Source organism: Rhizobium sp. CF080 (assembly GCF_000282095.2).
Taxonomy (GTDB): Bacteria; Pseudomonadota; Alphaproteobacteria; order Rhizobiales; family Rhizobiaceae; genus Neorhizobium.
Genome location: NZ_AKKC02000016.1, coordinates 246,930 through 263,853 on the forward strand (window position 1 = coordinate 246,930; position 16,924 = coordinate 263,853).

Annotated in this window: 19 protein-coding genes; 12 read left to right on the top strand and 7 right to left on the bottom strand. The window is 62.6% G+C overall.

The genetic code is table 11. The features are described 5' to 3' along the window. Positions 1-12: 12 nt before the first annotated feature. Complete coding sequence (locus PMI07_RS31450) at positions 13-339, top strand: antitoxin Xre/MbcA/ParS toxin-binding domain-containing protein (protein WP_037088754.1); 327 nt, start codon at positions 13-15, stop codon at positions 337-339. Continuing rightward, positions 336-854, top strand: coding sequence for an RES family NAD+ phosphorylase (locus PMI07_RS31455; protein WP_007761015.1), 519 nt, complete (start codon positions 336-338; stop codon positions 852-854). The genes PMI07_RS31450 and PMI07_RS31455 overlap by 4 nt, the downstream gene beginning before the upstream one ends. A 14-nt stretch (positions 855-868) precedes the next feature. On the opposite strand, the gene PMI07_RS31460 is transcribed toward PMI07_RS31455, so the two are convergent. From PMI07_RS31460 to PMI07_RS31470, 3 genes are all read right to left on the bottom strand, one after another. Beyond that, positions 869-2,038: an alpha-D-ribose 1-methylphosphonate 5-triphosphate diphosphatase gene (locus tag PMI07_RS31460; RefSeq protein ID WP_024164337.1), complete on the bottom strand. Its 1,170-nt coding sequence runs from the start codon at positions 2,036-2,038 to the stop codon at positions 869-871. Positions 2,039-2,258: 220 nt separating this feature from the next. Further along, on the bottom strand, positions 2,259-2,852 hold the full coding sequence (locus PMI07_RS31465; protein ID WP_007756484.1) for an NUDIX domain-containing protein: 594 nt from the start codon (positions 2,850-2,852) through the stop codon (positions 2,259-2,261). Then, positions 2,849-4,987 carry a molybdopterin oxidoreductase family protein gene (locus PMI07_RS31470; protein ID WP_007756481.1) on the bottom strand — a complete coding sequence of 713 codons (2,139 nt, stop codon included), beginning with the start codon at positions 4,985-4,987 and terminating at the stop codon, positions 2,849-2,851. The genes PMI07_RS31465 and PMI07_RS31470 overlap by 4 nt, the downstream gene beginning before the upstream one ends. Positions 4,988-5,070: 83 nt before the next feature. Between PMI07_RS31470 and PMI07_RS31475 the strand changes: the two genes are divergently transcribed. The 3 genes from PMI07_RS31475 to PMI07_RS31485 are packed head-to-tail and all read left to right on the top strand — an operon-like array spanning position 5,071 to position 7,298. Further along, positions 5,071-5,949 (top strand): 23S rRNA (adenine(2030)-N(6))-methyltransferase RlmJ, encoded by an 879-nt coding sequence (locus PMI07_RS31475; RefSeq protein ID WP_007756473.1) that lies wholly within the window; start codon positions 5,071-5,073, stop codon positions 5,947-5,949. A gap of 50 nt (positions 5,950-5,999) precedes the next feature. Beyond that, positions 6,000-6,665, top strand: coding sequence for a ribonuclease (locus PMI07_RS31480; RefSeq protein WP_007756470.1), 666 nt, complete (start codon positions 6,000-6,002; stop codon positions 6,663-6,665). Between the two features lie 36 nt (positions 6,666-6,701). Next, entirely contained in the window at positions 6,702-7,298 is a 597-nt protein-coding gene (locus PMI07_RS31485; RefSeq protein ID WP_024164338.1) for a glutathione S-transferase, read from the top strand. Between the two features lie 57 nt (positions 7,299-7,355). On the opposite strand, the gene PMI07_RS31490 is transcribed toward PMI07_RS31485, so the two are convergent. Continuing rightward, positions 7,356-7,991 carry an outer membrane protein gene (locus PMI07_RS31490; RefSeq protein WP_007751716.1) on the bottom strand — a complete coding sequence of 212 codons (636 nt, stop codon included), beginning with the start codon at positions 7,989-7,991 and terminating at the stop codon, positions 7,356-7,358. Positions 7,992-8,672: 681 nt separating this feature from the next. Between PMI07_RS31490 and uvrC the strand changes: the two genes are divergently transcribed. The 4 genes from uvrC to PMI07_RS31510 all read left to right on the top strand — a co-directional run bounded on the left by uvrC (position 8,673) and on the right by PMI07_RS31510 (position 12,295). Further along, a complete protein-coding gene (uvrC, locus tag PMI07_RS31495) occupies positions 8,673-10,712 on the top strand; it encodes an excinuclease ABC subunit UvrC (protein ID WP_007751719.1) in 2,040 nt (679 codons plus the stop codon). A gap of 151 nt (positions 10,713-10,863) precedes the next feature. Continuing rightward, a complete protein-coding gene (gene pgsA, locus PMI07_RS31500; RefSeq protein WP_007751721.1) occupies positions 10,864-11,451 on the top strand; it encodes a CDP-diacylglycerol--glycerol-3-phosphate 3-phosphatidyltransferase in 588 nt (195 codons plus the stop codon). Further along, positions 11,448-11,705, top strand: coding sequence for a molybdopterin converting factor subunit 1 (gene moaD / locus PMI07_RS31505; RefSeq protein WP_007751723.1), 258 nt, complete (start codon positions 11,448-11,450; stop codon positions 11,703-11,705). Before pgsA ends, moaD begins: the two co-directional genes overlap by 4 nt. A gap of 125 nt (positions 11,706-11,830) precedes the next feature. Further along, positions 11,831-12,295 (top strand): molybdenum cofactor biosynthesis protein MoaE, encoded by a 465-nt coding sequence (locus PMI07_RS31510; protein WP_007751725.1) that lies wholly within the window; start codon positions 11,831-11,833, stop codon positions 12,293-12,295. Between the two features lies 1 nt (position 12,296). Here PMI07_RS31510 and PMI07_RS31515 read toward each other — a convergent pair whose 3' ends face one another. Next, positions 12,297-13,193, bottom strand: a complete 897-nt coding sequence (locus tag PMI07_RS31515; RefSeq protein ID WP_024164339.1) for a branched-chain amino acid ABC transporter permease — start codon at positions 13,191-13,193, stop codon at positions 12,297-12,299. A 64-nt stretch (positions 13,194-13,257) separates the two neighbouring features. On the opposite strand from PMI07_RS31515, the gene PMI07_RS31520 reads away from it, so the two are divergent. Together PMI07_RS31520 and PMI07_RS31525 are read left to right on the top strand one after the other, a co-directional pair. Continuing rightward, positions 13,258-13,806: a CGNR zinc finger domain-containing protein gene (locus PMI07_RS31520; protein WP_007769590.1), complete on the top strand. Its 549-nt coding sequence runs from the start codon at positions 13,258-13,260 to the stop codon at positions 13,804-13,806. Continuing rightward, positions 13,806-14,303, top strand: coding sequence for a hypothetical protein (locus tag PMI07_RS31525; protein ID WP_037088840.1), 498 nt, complete (start codon positions 13,806-13,808; stop codon positions 14,301-14,303). The genes PMI07_RS31520 and PMI07_RS31525 overlap by 1 nt, the downstream gene beginning before the upstream one ends. 111 nt (positions 14,304-14,414) lie before the next feature. Here PMI07_RS31525 and ndk read toward each other — a convergent pair whose 3' ends face one another. Beyond that, a complete protein-coding gene (gene ndk, locus PMI07_RS31530) occupies positions 14,415-14,837 on the bottom strand; it encodes a nucleoside-diphosphate kinase (protein WP_007769585.1) in 423 nt (140 codons plus the stop codon). A 96-nt stretch (positions 14,838-14,933) separates the two neighbouring features. Continuing rightward, positions 14,934-15,623, bottom strand: coding sequence for a glutathione S-transferase family protein (locus tag PMI07_RS31535; RefSeq protein ID WP_007769582.1), 690 nt, complete (start codon positions 15,621-15,623; stop codon positions 14,934-14,936). Between the two features lie 231 nt (positions 15,624-15,854). Between PMI07_RS31535 and PMI07_RS31540 the strand changes: the two genes are divergently transcribed. After that, positions 15,855-16,889, top strand: a complete 1,035-nt coding sequence (locus tag PMI07_RS31540; RefSeq protein ID WP_007769569.1) for a GGDEF domain-containing protein — start codon at positions 15,855-15,857, stop codon at positions 16,887-16,889. Positions 16,890-16,924 lie beyond the last annotated feature (35 nt).

The window sequence follows — 16,924 nt, forward strand, 5'->3', positions numbered from 1 at the left end:
CCCGATCTAGGGATGCCTTCGATGGAAGCCGAAGCCGTCTCCATCCGCCTCGGGATCTCGAAACGCGAACTGGCTGAGACGGCCGGACTTTCCGCCAACACGCTCCAGCGCAAGGAGCGCGCCCAGTCCCCCGCAGTAACCACGCGGATCGGTGAAATGGCGGAGATCATCCATCGCGTCAGCGAATGGGCAGGAAGCGAACGGCAGGCGCTCGCCTGGTATCGTGCCGAGCCCATTCCGGCTTTTGGCGGCCGGACAGCAGAGAGCATCGTCAAGAACGGCAAGGCAGCCGCCTTGCGCGACTATCTCGATCATCTTGCGCTCGGCGGCTTTGCTTGAGGTTCCAGGGCGTCTGTTACCGCGCGCACGATCCTCGCTGGGCGATCAGTCCGACATCCGGCGATGGTGCCGCCATTCGCGGCGCCCGTTTCAATCCCAAAGGCGTGTCGGCGCTCTATCTCGCCACCTCGATCGAAGGCGCAATCACCGAGGCAAGCCAGGGCTTTGGCCATAAGATCCATCCGCTGACGATCTGCTCCTATGACATCGATTGCGACGATATCGCAGATCTGACGGATGAAGTATCGAGGCAGGAACTTGGTATTTCCCTTGAGGTCATGGGGTCGGCCTGGGCGACCGCCCTTTCCGACAATAAACGACCCGGGTCATGGGTGATCCACGATAATCTTCACAGTGAGTATGCCGGAATAATCGTTCCGTCTTTCGCCCACAGAGCCGGGCGATCCATCAGCAATCTCGTCCTTTGGAATTGGAGCGCCGACCTGCCGCACAAAGTGACGGTCATCGACCCGACAGGCCGGCTGCCAAAAAACCAGAGGTCCTGGGAAGAATAGGCTCCCTCCGAACCTCAGGCCGCCAGCGCCCGGAGCGGATGCAACGTGCCGTCGCTGTAGACGAAGCGGCCGGCGCGGAAGGTGGCGCGGATGCGGTGCACGTCGCCCTTTTCCACCACGACCAGATCGGCGCGCTGGCCCACAGTGATCTCGCCACGATCGGTCAGGCCGGCGGAGCGGGCGGCATTGCCGGTCGCCATGGCGACGGCCGCCGGCAGACCGCCTTGCGACACATCCGCCAACTTGAAGATGCCGGGCACGAAGGCCGCCGGGTGGTAGTCGGCGGCAATGACTGTCAGCAGGCCGGCCGCGGCGGCATCGAGCGCGCTCAGGTTACCGGACATCGACCGGCCGCGCAGCGCGTTCGGCGCGCCCATCAGCGTCCAGAGCCCGCGGCGGCGGGCTTCCTCGGCAGCCGCCAGCGTCACGGGGAATTCGCTGATCGTCACGCCGAGATCGAACATTTCGGCGACCTTCTCGACGCTGTCGTCGTCATGAGAGGCCAGCGACAGCTTGTGGCTCAGGGCGAGCCCGACGATATCCGTCAGCTTTGTCGCGATATCGGGGTTGTCGCGCATGGCGATGCGCTTGCGGACGATTTCGGCAGCCATCTCCTCGGTAATCGCCCGGCGTTCGGAAATGCTGGCGATGTACGCGGCAAGATTGTTGTACTGGCCCTGGCCCGGCGTGTGGTCGGTGAGCGACACCATGTCGATCTCGTCGGCCTTCAGCAGCCGTTCCAGCGTCGGCGCGGCGCCGATATTGGTGATCTCGTAGCGGGCGTGGACGCGGTGGTCGATCAGCAGGTTGTCGCGCAGGCGGTTGATGCCCTCGATCACGGCCGAGGTTGTCTCCAGCGAGCGGACATGGCCGTAGACGCTTTCGGTGGCGAAGGAGACGGCTGCGTAAGCCGTGGTGACGCCCGCTGCGGCGAGCTTCTTGTCGAGTTCGTGGATGCCGAAATCGATCGGCATCTGGGCGTTCGGCCGCGGTGCGATCTCGCGCTCGATCATGTCGCCATGCAGATCGACGAAACCCGGCATCAGCAACCGTCCGCCGCCGTCGATCACGGCGCCGGCGACCGGTTCGGCGCGGATTTCGGCGATCACGCCATCTTCAATCCGCACCGAACCTGCGTCCACCACCTCGTCCGGCAGAACGAGGGTGAAATTGCTGAGCCACATGGGCTTTCTCCTGATCATATAGGTGATTATCAAGGGGCAGCGCATAACTGCAGTTCGTGACAGAGATGTGAAATCCGGGAAGCACAAGGTCAAGTCACATTCGCACGGCGACTGAAACAGGCTGCGAACTCCGCGAAATCGTACCGGGCATCGGGACCCGCTCCCGATGCGGACCCGTGCAGCAGCAAGCCCCGGTCGTCACCGTGCGGCAGGTGCCGTGTCAGCCTGCGAGCGATGCCCGGTTTATCACAGCCCATTGCAGCAGCATGATCGTCTTGGCGTCGATGATTTCGCCGGAGCCGATCATCGCCACCGCCTCGTCGAGCGGCAGTTCGAGAACCTCGATATCCTCGTGCTCCTCAGCCAGTCCACCGCCGTCCTCGACGCGGTCGGAAAGGTCTATCGGCGCGTAGAAGAAATGCACGACCTCGGTCACCGAACCGGGCGAAGTCAGCGCCTTGAACAGGAACTTCACGTCGCGGACGCGATAGCCGGTCTCCTCCATCGCCTCGCGGCGGATCGCTTCCTCGGCCCCGTCCCCGTCCAGCAGGCCGGCCGGAACCTCTATCATCCATGCGGGATCGCCGGTCAGGTAGGCCGGAAGGCGGAACTGCTTTGCCAGCACGACAATGTCGCGCCTGGCATCATGGAGCAGGATGCAGGCGGCCGGGGTGCGGTGAAAGATCTCGCGGCGGAGGCGATGGGTCGCGCCACCGCGGTCGGTGTAGTCAAGCGTGTAGCTGGAAAGCCGCGTCCAGCCGTTCGACAGCGTTTCGTCGCTGACGATGGTCGCCCGTTCATGCGTATCCGTCATGCTGTGTCCTTGCGAAGCCATACCTTGTTGTCGTGGAAGGCGGCGCCGCCATAGGGCGCCACGGCGTCGGCGCCGGTCAGCACGTTGATGCCCTCGCCGTCTAGATGTTTGTGGTTCGGCCACAGGCCCTCGGCGATCAGCACGCCCGGCCTCGCGCCGGCCACGAGCTTCGCATGCAGGCGGATCTCGCCGCGCCCGTTGCCGAGCCGGACGATATCGCCGTCGATGATGCCGAGGCGTTCCGCATCGGTCGGCTCGATCATCACTTCCGGCCGCCCTTCCCGCTCGTAGGAGCTTTTCGTCTCGGTGAAAGACGAATTGAGGAAGCTGCGGGCCGGCGAAGTTGCCAGCCGGAACGGGTGTGCTTCGTCGGCCGCTTCGATGACATCGACCTGATCCGGGAAAACCGGCAGTTCGCCGATCGGTCCCAAAGGCCCGACATTTTTCGGCGGCTTGTCCGGCGAAGGGCCGTTCGCCCAGTCCGGCCGGAACCGGAATTTGCCATCCGGATAACCGAAACCCTTGATGTAGTGGGCGGTTTCGAAATCCGGCTGGGCGTCGATCCATTTGGTCCGCGCCAGGTCCTCGTAGGCGCCCCAGTGGCTCGCCTTGAGGATGCGGTCGATATGCTGGCGCTCGTCGAGGCCGAAACCGGGGAAATGATCGACGCCGAGGCGTTTTGCCAGTTCCTCGATGACGAAGAGATTGGTGCGCACCGTCGACGGCGGCTCGACCAGCTTCGGACCCAGCAGGATATGCTGCTGCCCGCCGGCGCGGTAGAGGTCGTCATGCTCGACGAACATGGTGGCCGGAAGGACGATGTCGGCGACTTCGGCCGTATCGGTCAGGAACTGCTCATGCACCGCCACGAACAGGTCTTCGCGCAAGAAACCCTGGCGGACGAGGCGCTGTTCCGGCGCGACGTTCATCGGGTTGGTGTTCTGGATCAGCATGGCCGTCACAGGCCCGCCGTAACGCAGCGCTTCCGCGTCGCCGGTCAGCACACGGCCGATCTGCGACTGGTCGAGCTGGCGGATATCCGGATCGGCGTAAGCCGTGCCCATCAGTTCCGACTTGTTGAGCCGGAAAATCTCGCCGTTGTTGTGAAAGGCGCCGCCGCCCTCGTATTGCCATGCGCCGAGGACGGTCGAAATCGAGAGCGCCGCATGCATGGCCACCGTGCCGTTGCGCTGGCGGGCGAAACCATAGCCCAGCCGGAAGAAGGTCTTTTTCGTCGTGCCGACGAGCTTGGCGAAGGTCTCGATCTCCTCGACGGACAGTCCTGTGATGGCGGCGGCCCATTCCGGCGTCTTCGCCTTCAGATGTTCCTCGAGGCCGGCCGGATCGTCGGCATAGGTCGCCATGTAGGCCCGGTCGGCATAACCATCGCGGAAGGCGATGTGCATGACGGCGCAGGCGAGTGCGGCATCGGTGCCGGGCCGCACGGTGAGCGCCATGTCCGCCTGTTTCATGGTCGGGTTGTCATAGATGTCGATGACGACGATCTTGGCGCCGCGCTCCTTGCGGGCCTTCACCGCATGGGTCATGACGTTGACCTGGGTGGAAACGGCGTTCGTCCCCCAGATCACCACGCAATCGGATTTCGCCATCTCGCGCGGATCGGGACCGCGAAGCGCGCCGGTGCCCATCACGTAACCGGTCCAGGCCATGTTGGTGCAGATCGTGCCGAAGAAGCCGGAATATTTTTTCGCGTGGCGCAGGCGCTCGATGGAATCACGCTGCACCTGACCCATCGTGCCGGCATAGAAATAGGGCCAGACCGCCTCCGAACCGTGTTTCGCCTCGGCCTTGACGAAGGCATCGGCGATCTCGTCGAGGGCTGCTTCCCAGGAAATCTCCTGCCAGGCCCCCTCGCCCTTGGCGCCTACGCGGCGCTTAGGGTGCATCAGCCGGCCGGGATGGTAGAGCCGTTCGGAATACCGGGCGACCTTGGCGCAGATGACGCCGGCCGTATAGGTATTGTCGGCCGCCCCACGCACCCGGCCGATCCTGCCGTCGGCGGTCAGATCGATATCCAGCGCACAAGCTGACGGACAGTCGTGCGGACAGACTGTATGGCCGACCGAATTGTGGCCGAGGGAGGTTTTCGCGGTAATCGGAGTCGCAACGTTCATGGCTTTTCTATATTGCAAGCTGACGCCCGCAAAAAGCGTGATTTGCAGCGCATCAATTTAATTCAAGCGAGACACCAGCAACGATGAACTACCGGCATATCTATCACGCGGGCAATTTCGCCGATGTCCTGAAACACGCGGTCCTGGCGCGGCTGATCCGCTATGCCCAGAACAAGGACAAGGCGTTTCGGGTGCTGGATACCCATGCCGGCATCGGGCTCTACGACCTTTCCTCGGACGAGGCGCAGAAGACCGGCGAGTGGCGCGACGGCATCGGCCGGCTGATGGAAGCGGAACTGCCGGAAAAGGTCGCGAACCTGCTGGAACCTTATCTGACGGCGGTCCGGGAGCTGAACCCCACCGGCGCGCTGAAACTCTATCCCGGCTCGCCGAAACTCGCGCGCATGCTGTTCCGCCCGCAGGACCGGTTGTCGGCGATGGAACTGCATCCGGAAGATTTCAACCGCCTGCACAATCTGTTCGAGGGCGACTTCCAGGTGCGGGCCACCGAACTCGACGGCTGGCTGGCGCTCGGCGCCCATCTGCCGCCGAAGGAAAAGCGCGGCATCGTACTCGTCGATCCGCCTTTCGAGGAGGAAGGCGAATACAAGCGGCTGGTCAAGGGCCTGTCGACCGGCTGGCGTCGCTTTCAGGGTGGCACCTTTTGCCTCTGGTATCCGATCAAGAAGGGCGCGCCGCTCAAGGCCTTCCATGACGAGCTGAAGGCGCTGGACATCCCGAAAATGTTGTGCGCCGAACTCACCGTTCAAAGCGACCGCGAGACGACCGGGCTCTCCGGCTCCGGGCTGATCATCGTCAACCCGCCCTTCACGCTGAAGGACGAGCTGCACGCGTTTCTGCCGACCGTGAAAACCGTCCTGGCGCAGGATCGGTTCGCCTCCCAGCGAGCCTTCTGGCTGACCGGCGAGACCGTCGACAACGAGCTTGATCCGGACGCTTGACCGGGCGCGGCTTCCCGCCCATGGTGCGCCGCATTGCAGGGGGGCGGCCGATGACCAACCGATTTATCGCTTTTCTTTTCCTCGCCCTTTTCGCGTCCACGGCCTCCGCCCAAGAGCGCCGTTCGGACAATCGGCAGGATCATGCGGGACAGTTCGATTTCTACGTCCTGTCGCTTTCCTGGTCGCCGACCTTCTGCGCTTCGCAGGGCGGGAACAGGAACGACCAGCAATGCAGCACGGACAAGGATTTCCGCTTCATCGTCCACGGTCTGTGGCCGCAGTACGAAAAGGGTTATCCCGATTTCTGCGAGACGAGGGAGCCCGGCCGCGTGCCGCAATCGCTCGGCGAACCGCTGTTCGACATCATGCCGTCTATGGGCCTGATCGGACATCAGTGGCGCAAGCACGGAAGCTGCACCGGCCTCAGCCAGCGTGAATATTTCGGCAAGCTGCGCGAGGCCTTTGCCCGCATCAAGCTGCCCGCCGACCTGTCGCGCGGCGACACCGGTGTGACGCTGTCGGCCGACCAGATCGAAGAAAAATTCGTCGCCGCCAATCCGGGCATGAGCCGCCGCGGCATTTCGACGAGCTGCGAGGGCCGTCGGCTGGAAGAGGTGCGCATCTGTCTCAGCAAGGACCTGCAGTTCCGCGATTGCGCCGAAGTGGACCGGGACGGCTGCAGGATCAGCCAGATCACCCTGCCGCCGGCGAAATGACCGGCTTGTGCTGAAATCTATCGAGAGGACACGACCATGAAGCTGCTCTACTCCCCGGCCTCGCCCTATTCCGCCAAGGTGCGCATGGCGGCGCGCCATCTCGGCATCGAGATAACCGAGGTGAAGACCGATACCAACGCTTCCCCGCCGGAACTGGTGAACAACAACCCGCTCGGCAAGATCCCTGTTCTGATCCGCGAGGGCGAGCCGCCGATCTACGACAGCATCGCCATCATGCACTGGCTCGACCGCCGGTCCGGCGGCAAGCTCTATCCGAAGAAGGATGCGAAACGCACCGAGGCGGAGGTGCTGGAATCGCTCTGCGACGGCATCATGGATTGCCTTCTGGCGATCGTCTACGAGCGCCGCTCGCGCGACGAGGAGAAGGTCCACCAGCCGTGGATCGACAAGCAGTGGAGCAAGGTGGTGCGCGGGCTCGACCATCTCGAAAACAACCTACCGAAGACCGGCAAGAAGCTGCATGGGGGCCATTTCGCGCTGGCCGCGACAATCGGTTATCTCGATCTGCGCTTCAACGGCCAATGGGCCGAGGGCCGTCCGGAACTCGCCTCCTGGCCGGATGTCTTCGCCAAGCGCTTCGCCTCGTATACTGCCATGAAATCGGCAGCCTGAACAAAAAAAGCCCGGACCGAAGTCCGGGCTTTCCCCAGCCTGTTAAGGCTATCGAACTTAGAACTTCACGCCGATACCGACCTTGACGCTGTGATCGTCGAAGCCCTTCGAAACCGAACCGGCGCTGAGATCGTAATCCTGGGCGGCGAAATCGGTGTAACGATATTCGATACGAGCGGTGATGTTGCTGGTGACGAAGGCTTCGGCACCGGCACCGACCGTGTAACCGACCGAGGTCTTGTCGTCGGAGGTGACGCCGTCATCCAGTTCGTTGTTCTGGAAAGCAACACCGGCCGTACCGTAGATCAGGAAGGGGTTCAGGTCGTAACCAACGCGGCCACGGACAGAGCCGTTCACGCCGGCCTTGCCTTCAAAGCCTTCGATCGTGGTGTTCTTGACACCGCTGTAGCCGACATCGGCTTCGATGCCGTATACGATCGAACCGGTCTGGAAGTTGTAACCGGTGTAAGCACCGCCACCAAACGCGCCGTCACGGTCGCCACCACCGAAGCGACCCCAGTCATACTGACCGTAACCACCGAGGTAGAAACCCTGCCAGTTTGCAACCGGCGCCGGCTCTTCGACTGCAACCGGGGCCTGCGGAACTTGATCAACGGCATCAGCGGCATTGGCCGCGGAGATGGCGATGAAGCTGACTGCCGAGGCCATCAGAGTTGCGATGAGAGTACGCATACATTTTCTCCTTTTACTGCTGCGCCGGGAATTCGCCGCGACAACATGGTTGGCGACACATTGGTTCCCTGCCCGCTGAAATGGAATGTGGCGTTCAATTGAGGAATAGAAAGAGCCGAAATGTGAATTGATTGTGGCGCACAGAAGGCCAAACTTGGATGTTGCTGTATCGCAACAGGCATTTCGTTAACCCTAACCAATACTTACTTTAAATATAAATATTTTTACATTTGCTACTTACTTCTTAAATCACAAGAATAACTACGTCAATACGACTTGACGCGCGACCTGACGCCGATCCCTTTCCGGCAATTCCACTTATATCCCGAACAAAACGCCAGCCCTGCTCCCGACAAAATAAGAATTGATCGCCGGAAATAGCTCCTTCCTGGCTTCGCGCAATCGTCTGGCCGACATCCGCGCGTTGCGATGCCGAATTTCTGCCTTGAATGAACCCCTTCCGGGCAGCCCTTTTTGCCCCCTGCGCCTTCAGGAGGAGGATTGCCTCTCGACGCTTTCAAAATCGGCGCGGAGACACTATTTCTCCGGCAGCGGCCTTTGTTCAGGGAATCGGGGCGCTTCACCGCAATATTTTGACAAGCTGCCGGTCGCGCGCACATGTCATGAGCACAGGGATCGAATCGCCAAGGCCGGATGCCGACATCCGGCGGAGACTATGGAATGAACGGAACGAAGCTGCCCGACGGCGGCGTTCTCTATGACGAGACGGAAGAAGACGACGACGAAACGCCGGTGGCCGAGCCGAGCCAAGGCCCTGCTGCGTCGATCGACTGGAACGAAGGCTGGAAGAACGACAGCGGCCTGAAAGGCGCCGACCTGATCGCCGAGTTCGTCAAGCACCTGCCGAATGCGCCGGGCGTCTACCGCATGTTCAACGATGCGCAGGACGTTCTCTATGTCGGCAAGGCGCGCAGCCTCAAGAAGCGCGTCGGCAATTATGCGCAAGGCCGCGTCCATTCCAACCGCATCGCCAAGATGGTGCGCGAAACCACCCATATGGAATTCGTCACGACGCGGACGGAAACCGAGGCGCTGCTGCTCGAGGCCAATCTCATCAAGCGCTTGCGGCCGCGTTTCAACGTTTTGCTGCGCGACGACAAGTCCTTCCCCTATATCATGATCACCGGCGACCACCGGGCACCGGCGATCTTCAAGCATCGCGGCGCGCGGGCGCGCAAAGGCGATTATTTCGGACCCTTCGCGTCGGCTGCGGCCGTCGGCCGCACCATCAACTCGCTGCAGCGCGCCTTTCTCTTACGCACCTGCACCGACAGCGTGTTCGAGACCCGCACCCGCCCCTGCCTGCTCTTCCAGATCAAGCGCTGTTCGGGGCCATGCACCCATGAGATCAGCGACGAGGGGTATGCGGCGCTGGTCGGTGAAGCCAAGGATTTCCTCTCGGGCAAGAGCCAGAACGTCAAGTCGGCGATCGCCCGCCAGATGGCGGAAGCCTCCGAGGACCTGGATTTCGAGCGCGCCGCGATCTATCGCGACCGATTGGCAGCGCTCAGCCACGTCCAGAGCCATCAGGGCATCAACCCGGCCGGCGTCGAGGAGGCGGATGTCTTTGCCATCTACAACGAAGGCGGCCTCTTCTGCATCCAGGTGTTCTTTTTCAGGACCGGCCAGAACTGGGGCAACCGCGCCTATTTCCCGAAGGCCGATCCGCAGCTCTCGGGCGCGGAAGTGCTCAATGCCTTCCTCGCCCAGTTCTATGACGACAAACCGGTGCCGAAACAGATCCTGCTGTCGGAAACCGTCGAGGAACAGGACCTGCTGGCGCTCGCCTTTTGCGAAAAGGCCGGCCACAAGGTGACGATCTCCGTGCCGCAGCGCGGCGAGAAGAAGGACCTGACCGATCACGTGCTTGCAAATGCCCGCGAGGCGCATGGCCGCCGGCTTGCCGAGACCTCGTCGCAGGCCCGCCTGCTGCAGGGCCTGGCCGAGACCTTCGGCCTGCCCTTCGTGCCGCGCCGGATCGAGATCTACGACAACTCGCATATCATGGGCACCAATGCCGTCGGCGGCATGGTCGTGGCGGGGCCGGAAGGTTTCGTGAAGAGCCAGTACCGCAAGTTCAACATCAAATCGACGGAGATCACCCCCGGCGACGATTTCGGCATGATGCGGGAAGTGATGACCCGCCGTTTCTCGCGCCTCCTCAAGGAAGAAGGCATTCCGGACCGCACGGCCGCTGCCGGCGCCAGCGCCGAGGATGCGGCCGATGCCGCCTTCCCCGCCTGGCCGGACGTGATCCTGATCGACGGCGGCCAGGGCCAGATGACGGCGGTACGCGCCATTCTGGACGAGCTCGGCATCCGCGACCTGGTAACCGCGATCGGCGTCGCCAAGGGCGTCGACCGCGATGCCGGCCGCGAGCGGTTCTTCGCCGACGGCCGATCCGACTTCTCGCTGCCGCCGCGCGATCCGGTCCTCTACTTCATCCAGCGCATGCGCGACGAGGCGCACCGGTTCGCGATCGGCTCGCACCGGGCGCGGCGCAAGAAGGAGATGGTCAAGAACCCGCTCGACGAGATCTCCGGCATCGGGCCCGGCCGAAAGCGCAAGCTCCTGCAGCATTTCGGCACGGCGAAGGCCGTGTCGCGCGCAGGCCTCACCGACCTCATGGCCGTCGAGGGCATTTCGGAGGCCGTGGCGAAACAGATCTACAATCATTTCCACGAGAACCGGGCGGGGTAAGGGACTAATCGCCGCAGATCTACCCCTCACCCTGCCATATCAGACAAGCCCCAAACGCCTCCGACGCAATCGTCTGCAAAAAAGCCGCGAAACCCTGTTGACGCTTCGGCCTCAACACATCAACTAGGGACAAACATCCGGAAGGCTTTCCATGGCGTCGCGCGCGTACAACATTCCCAATCTTTTGACCTATGCGCGCATCCTGGCCGTGCCGATCATCGTCGGCTGCTTCTTTGTCGAGGGACAGCTTGAAAGCTCCGATGTCGCGCGCTGGACGGCGCTGGTGCTTTTTGCCGTCGCGTCGCTCACAGACTATCTCGACGGTTATCTGGCCCGCATCTGGAACCAGACGTCGAATATCGGCCGGATGCTCGACCCGATTGCCGACAAGCTGCTGGTCGCCGCAGTGCTGCTGCTGCTCGCCGCCGACCAGACGATCGCCGGCTGGTCGCTCTGGGCGGCAATCACCATCCTCTGCCGCGAAATCCTGGTCTCGGGCCTGCGTGAGTACCTCGCCGCGCTGAAGGTCTCCGTGCCGGTGACGCGCATCGCCAAGTGGAAGACGACGATCCAGATGGTGGCGATCGCCTTCCTGCTGGCCGGGCCTGCCGGCGACAAGATCGTGCCCTACACGACCCAGATGGGCATTGCACTTCTGTGGATCGCCGCCATCCTCACCTTCTACACCGGCTACGACTATTTCAAAGCCGGCGTCAAACATCTGGTGGACGAAGAATGAGCGTCAAACTCGTCTATTTCGCCTGGGTGCGCGAACGGATCGGCAAACCGGAGGAAGATCTCGACCTGCCGACAAGCGTCGTCACCGTCGGCGACCTGCTCGCGCATCTGACGACATTAGGCGAGGAATACGAAAACGCCCTGCAGTTCCCCGAGGTCATCCGCGTGGCGATCAACCAGGAACATGCCGAACACGACGAACCGATCGCCGGTGCGCGCGAGATCGGTATCTTCCCGCCGATGACGGGCGGGTGAGAAGCGGTCTGGCGAGGGCGGAGAAATCGATCCCGTGAATCGATTTCAGCGACGAACGCTCTGAGCCAAAGCGAAGGGCGGGGAGCCGGTGAGGCAAACTCGCCCCACGGCAATGGAGACGACAGATGTCGATAATCACCCCCAGCATTCGCGTCCAAGCGACCGACTTCGACCTGCAGGCCGAAATCACGGCCCTGACCGCCGGCCGCAAGAATATTGGCGCCGTCGTCACCTTCACGGGCCTCTGCCGCGACGAGCAGGGTGCCCTGTCGGCACTCGAACTCGAACATTATCCGGGCATGGCGGAGGCGGAGATGCTCCGCATCGGGGAACTGGCGATCGAGCGTTTCTCGCTGCTCGGCCTCACCGCCATCCACCGCTACGGCAAGATCCTGCCCGGTGGAAACATCGTGCTGGTCATCGCCGCCGCCCCGCACCGGCAGGCGGCCTTCGACGGCGCCAATTTCGTCATGGATTTCCTGAAAACCTCGGCCCCCTTCTGGAAGAAGGAACACGCCGCCGACGGCCGCCAAGGCGACTGGATCGCCGCCAAGGACACCGACGATACCGCCCGCGACAAGTGGCGGTGACCTAAGGCACCACCCGCTCCCGCCGGCTCATCACCAGCACCATGACCAGGGCGGCGACCACGAAAAGGTCGCGCCAGACGATCGGGCCGTAGCCGCTCCAGAGCGTCTCGGCGAGCCCGATGACGGCGGCGCCGGCCGCCGAGCGCAGCGGGTTTGAATGGCCGCCTGCTGCGGCGATCAGCACGACCTTGAGCCCAAACAGTAGGCCAGCGCCAAAATCCATCGTGCCGTAATGGGAGGTGGCGAGCACGCCGCAGATCGAGGCGTAGAGTGCCGCCGCCGCGTAGGCCACGACGAAGACCCGCGCGGAATTGGTGCCCGAAAGTTCCGCCGCCAGCGGATCGTCGGAGACCGCCCGCCACATGCGGCCCCACCGGGTGCGCGCCAGCACCAGATAGCCCAGGCCGATGACCACCAGCATCACGGCGATGTTGATGAGCTGGATCAGCGTCAGCGTCACCGGAAAGCCGTCTGCGTGCCAGAAGACGATCGCATCGTTGAGAAAAGGCGGCAGCCAAAGCTCGCGGGTGTCGGCGGCGATCCGGGCGCCCTCCATCAGCACCATCAGCGCGCCGAGCGAGGCGACGATCACCGCATTCGGCGATATCTTTGCAAGCGGCCGCATCACCAGCTGCCCGATCGTCACCCCTACCCCGATGCCGCCGGCGATCCCGGCCGCAGCACCGAGCCCCAAGGCGGCCGGCAGGATCAGCCACAGCCGGTTCCAGCCGAAATGGGCAAAGAGCAGGTAGAGATGGCCGGAAAAGGCAAAGATCGCGCCATAGGTAATGTCGGCCCGCTTCGTCACGGCAAAGGCGATCGAATATCCGAAGGCGAGCGTCGCATAGAGCGCCGCCAGCGGAACCGCGTTCGCCAGTTGCTGCAGCAGATAGGCCATGGGCACTCCGATAGCGATATCGAATATAACTGGTCAACCGTATTTTACCAGTTATAATATCGCCATGAGCTTTTCCTGGACCCCGCATCGTTTTGCCGGAGGCGCGCTGGCGCTGGATGTCGCCAACAGCGTGATCCTGCGCTTCGACCCCGAGCACAGCATCGATCGTTTCGCCGAACTGCCACAGATGGACGCCTTTCCGAAGGCGGCCGAAAAATTCTCCGCCGAGCGGGCGCTGTTCGGCGATCTCGCGCCGGTAGAACCCAAGAACCGCACGCCGTTCATCGTGATGCGCGAAGCGATCGACCGTTATTTTCGCGCCCGGGTGCTGGGTGACGACGCACAGACGCTGCTTGCCGATTTCCTCGAAGCGACGGCGGCCATCCTGCACCGCGCCGGGAAAAACTCGCTGGAGGCGGCGACCGCCCATTCGGCACTCAGGCTGCTTGCCGATGAGAAAATCTCGCGGATGAAGATCTGCGGCAATTGTGGTTGGCTGTTCATAGACCGCAGCAAAAACCGCAGCCGCACCTGGTGCGACATGGCGGTGTGCGGCAATCGCGTCAAAGCCAACCGCCATTATCATCGCAGGAAGAAGGAGGCCGTGTCATGATGCGCCGGCTTGTGGTTTTCAGCCTAACAGCCCTCACTCTTGCCGCCTGCCAGCGCGAGACGGAAAAGCTGGTGGAGGTCAGCGGGCACATCTTCGTGTTCAACTACCGGGTCGCCAGCGCCACCTATCTCGTGACGCTGAAGAAGACCGGGCCGATCCCGGAGGGCACCGTGGCGATCGCCAAATTCGACGACCCCGCAGGTGGCGACCCGATCGTCATCAACGAAAAGATCTTCCCCGCATGGGACAAGATTACCCTGCAGAGCCCAAATGTCCGCTGCGTGCGCAAGGACAAGCCCTATTCCGTGGATATCCGGCTAGTGGATGCGGGCGGACAGACGCTGCAGGAATTGAAGACCCAGCTCGTCTCGGATGTCGACCAATCGGTGCTTCCCAGCAAGCCGCTGGTACTCGGAGCCGGCTATGAGCGGAACCCCGACGTCTTCAAGCCGGATGGCACGGTGGACTATGGCCGGGACGCCAACTGCCCGGCATGAACGGCAGCTCACGCCTGCCACACGAGGCCGGCCCATAAAAAAACCGGAGCCAGGGCTCCGGTTTTGATTGTCCCGATCAGAAGCTCGAGGCTCCCGACCTCAGATTTCAAATCAGCCGACGATCTCGGTTTCCGAGAACCAGTAGGCGATTTCCTGGGCGGCGGTTTCCGGAGCGTCGGAGCCGTGAACCGAATTTTCGCCGATCGACAGGGCGAAGGTCTTGCGGATGGTACCTTCGTCGGCGTTGGCCGGGTTGGTGGCGCCCATGATCTCGCGGTTCTTCAGGATGGCGTTTTCGCCTTCCAGAACCTGGACGATGGTCGGGCCGGAGGTCATGCCTTCGACGAGTTCGCCGAAGAACGGGCGTTCCTTGTGAACGGCGTAGAAGCCTTCGGCTTCGCGCTTGCTCATCCAGACGCGCTTGGAAGCGATGACGCGCAGGCCATTGTCTTCAAACACCTTGGTGATGGCGCCCGTGAGGTTGCGCTTGGTGGCATCCGGCTTGATCATCGAAAACGTGCGTTCAATCGCCATTGTTCTATCCTTCGTTTCCTGTGGCCCCTGAATAAGGGGGAAAGTGCGGGGTCTTTACCCGCCCCTTTCACTGGAAACAAGGGGGTTCCGGCAATTTCACGCCGCTGTCACACTGCGCCCGACGCCATTGTGGAGATCGAGGCAGCGTTCGAACCACAACCCGACCGGATCGTTGTCGGAAAACACCTTGGCGCCGGCGGTGACTCGCATCCACTGCAGCGCCCCGAACAGGATGTAGTCGACGAAAAGCGGTCCGTCGCCGCCGATGAAGTCATGATATTTCAGGGCGTGGCGGATCGGCTCCAGTTTTGGCGCGAAACCGTCGATCTCGGCCTGGCGGCTCGCCTCCATCTCCTCCAGCGTCCTGCCGAGCCGGGCCTCGCGGCTGGTGCGGAAATAGACCTGGTCGGTTTCGCCGAGCATGTCATGAATGTTCTTCACCGCGATCTTGGTGATCGCCGTATGCACCACCATCTGGGAAAAACCCTCGACGAAACGGGCGAGCGCCTTGCCGGCCGGTCCGCCGAACAGCGTCGGGCGGTCCGGATAGGCCTCCTCCAGATAAAGCGCGATCTCGAAACTGTCGCGGATCAGCTCGTTGCCGTCCCGAAGGATCGGCACGGTCTTCGAAAACCCGCCTTCGAGGCTGGGAATCTCGGTGAACGGCGTCGGCTTCTCGATGAAATCGAGGCCCTTGTGGGCAAGCGCCTGCACGACTTTCCAGCAGTGCGGCGAAAACGGGCGGCTCTCGTCGGCACCGCAGAGCGAATAGAGAATACGGGTCATGGCAGGCTCCTGATCCGGATGTTCGGCCCGGGATATTGAAAGCAAATTCCCTTTTGAATCCAGTCAGGAAATTTCATGGATCGCATTCGATCGGTCGTCTGGACGATCCTTTAACCGTAACTCCCGACGATCCCGTCCTTTTTAGCAAATGTTAAAAGCCGGTGCCGCATGGCTTGTCGCACAATCGAACAAACCGGATCTGTTGGCCGGATCAACCTGTGGGGACGAGAGATGGCGGGCGAAGCGAGCAGAACTGGACAGGATCGCAGCCTGCAGGCTGTCATCCAGCTCATGATCAAGCTGGACGTGAGCGGCCTGCCGCGCAATTACGAACTCTTCCACGAGGCGCTGCTGGGTGGCGATCCGGCCCTTTCGCGCGAGGTGCTGGCACTCCCGGCCGGCCCTTCGCAGACGGTGCTCGACGAGATGGGACTGCGGCACCAGCTCCCCGCTTTCGTTGCGCTCATGCCCGTCAGGGGGCGCGATCAGGAAATCAAGCTGCTGCTGGAACTTCGGGACAAGATGGTCAGCGGCGTTACCCAGAAGAAGGGTTTCACCCGGGTGCTGGAAACCGTCGCGCGCAGCCTGCGCCAGGACAGCAATGCGGGGCCTGAGGACATTCTCGCCGAGATCGAATACTTAAGCGTCTCGCTCTCCGATGCCGTGGTCGCCGAAACCGAGCTGGAAGCCATCCTGAGATCGGGCGCCGATCGTCTCGTCAAGGCCGAGCGCGAGGCATCCGTCGCCCGCTCGGTGACGCTGCGCGACCGGCTGACCTCGCTGCCGAACCATGCCGCTCTCGCCGAACGGCTGGAGGCGCTCTATGGCGTCGATGCCGACAGCCGCGATACCGCACTGTTTCTGGTGACGCTCACCGACCTTGCATACCTCGCCCGCACCTATGGCGATCCGGCCGTCAACCGGATCGTCAAGAAGGCCGCCTCGATCTTCCGCAAGGCGATCAAGAAGAACGATTTCCTGGCGCGCATCGGCAAGGGCGATTTCGCCTTCGTCTTCCGCGACGTCGGCCGCGACAGCGTGCAAACGATCGCCGAACGGCTGATCGCCTCGATCACCGACAATCTCGTCTTTGCCGCCTCCGACGGCACGAGCGGCATCGGCTTGTCGGTCGGCGCGGCGCTCACTGTGGACGCGTTTTCCCCGCAGGAACTGCGCCTGCAGGCCGGCACCGCGCTTGAAGCGGCGAAGGCCAATCCGCGCCTGATCGTCGCGGTTCACGGCGGAGCGCCGAAACGGGCGTCTTAGGACGGATATATTTACCGAACCAGAAGGCCGCGGTT

Coding starts and splice junctions, on each gene's coding strand:
- PMI07_RS31450 (WP_037088754.1), top strand. CDS start 13: ATGCCTTCGATGGAAGCCGAAGCCGTCTCCATCCGCCTCGGGATCTCG.
- PMI07_RS31460 (WP_024164337.1), bottom strand. CDS start 2,038: ATGTGGCTCAGCAATTTCACCCTCGTTCTGCCGGACGAGGTGGTGGAC.
- PMI07_RS31465 (WP_007756484.1), bottom strand. CDS start 2,852: ATGACGGATACGCATGAACGGGCGACCATCGTCAGCGACGAAACGCTG.
- PMI07_RS31470 (WP_007756481.1), bottom strand. CDS start 4,987: ATGAACGTTGCGACTCCGATTACCGCGAAAACCTCCCTCGGCCACAAT.
- PMI07_RS31475 (WP_007756473.1), top strand. CDS start 5,071: ATGAACTACCGGCATATCTATCACGCGGGCAATTTCGCCGATGTCCTG.
- PMI07_RS31480 (WP_007756470.1), top strand. CDS start 6,000: ATGACCAACCGATTTATCGCTTTTCTTTTCCTCGCCCTTTTCGCGTCC.
- PMI07_RS31485 (WP_024164338.1), top strand. CDS start 6,702: ATGAAGCTGCTCTACTCCCCGGCCTCGCCCTATTCCGCCAAGGTGCGC.
- PMI07_RS31490 (WP_007751716.1), bottom strand. CDS start 7,991: ATGCGTACTCTCATCGCAACTCTGATGGCCTCGGCAGTCAGCTTCATC.
- uvrC (WP_007751719.1), top strand. CDS start 8,673: ATGAACGGAACGAAGCTGCCCGACGGCGGCGTTCTCTATGACGAGACG.
- pgsA (WP_007751721.1), top strand. CDS start 10,864: ATGGCGTCGCGCGCGTACAACATTCCCAATCTTTTGACCTATGCGCGC.
- moaD (WP_007751723.1), top strand. CDS start 11,448: ATGAGCGTCAAACTCGTCTATTTCGCCTGGGTGCGCGAACGGATCGGC.
- PMI07_RS31510 (WP_007751725.1), top strand. CDS start 11,831: ATGTCGATAATCACCCCCAGCATTCGCGTCCAAGCGACCGACTTCGAC.
- PMI07_RS31515 (WP_024164339.1), bottom strand. CDS start 13,193: ATGGCCTATCTGCTGCAGCAACTGGCGAACGCGGTTCCGCTGGCGGCG.
- PMI07_RS31520 (WP_007769590.1), top strand. CDS start 13,258: ATGAGCTTTTCCTGGACCCCGCATCGTTTTGCCGGAGGCGCGCTGGCG.
- PMI07_RS31525 (WP_037088840.1), top strand. CDS start 13,806: ATGCGCCGGCTTGTGGTTTTCAGCCTAACAGCCCTCACTCTTGCCGCC.
- ndk (WP_007769585.1), bottom strand. CDS start 14,837: ATGGCGATTGAACGCACGTTTTCGATGATCAAGCCGGATGCCACCAAG.
- PMI07_RS31535 (WP_007769582.1), bottom strand. CDS start 15,623: ATGACCCGTATTCTCTATTCGCTCTGCGGTGCCGACGAGAGCCGCCCG.
- PMI07_RS31540 (WP_007769569.1), top strand. CDS start 15,855: ATGGCGGGCGAAGCGAGCAGAACTGGACAGGATCGCAGCCTGCAGGCT.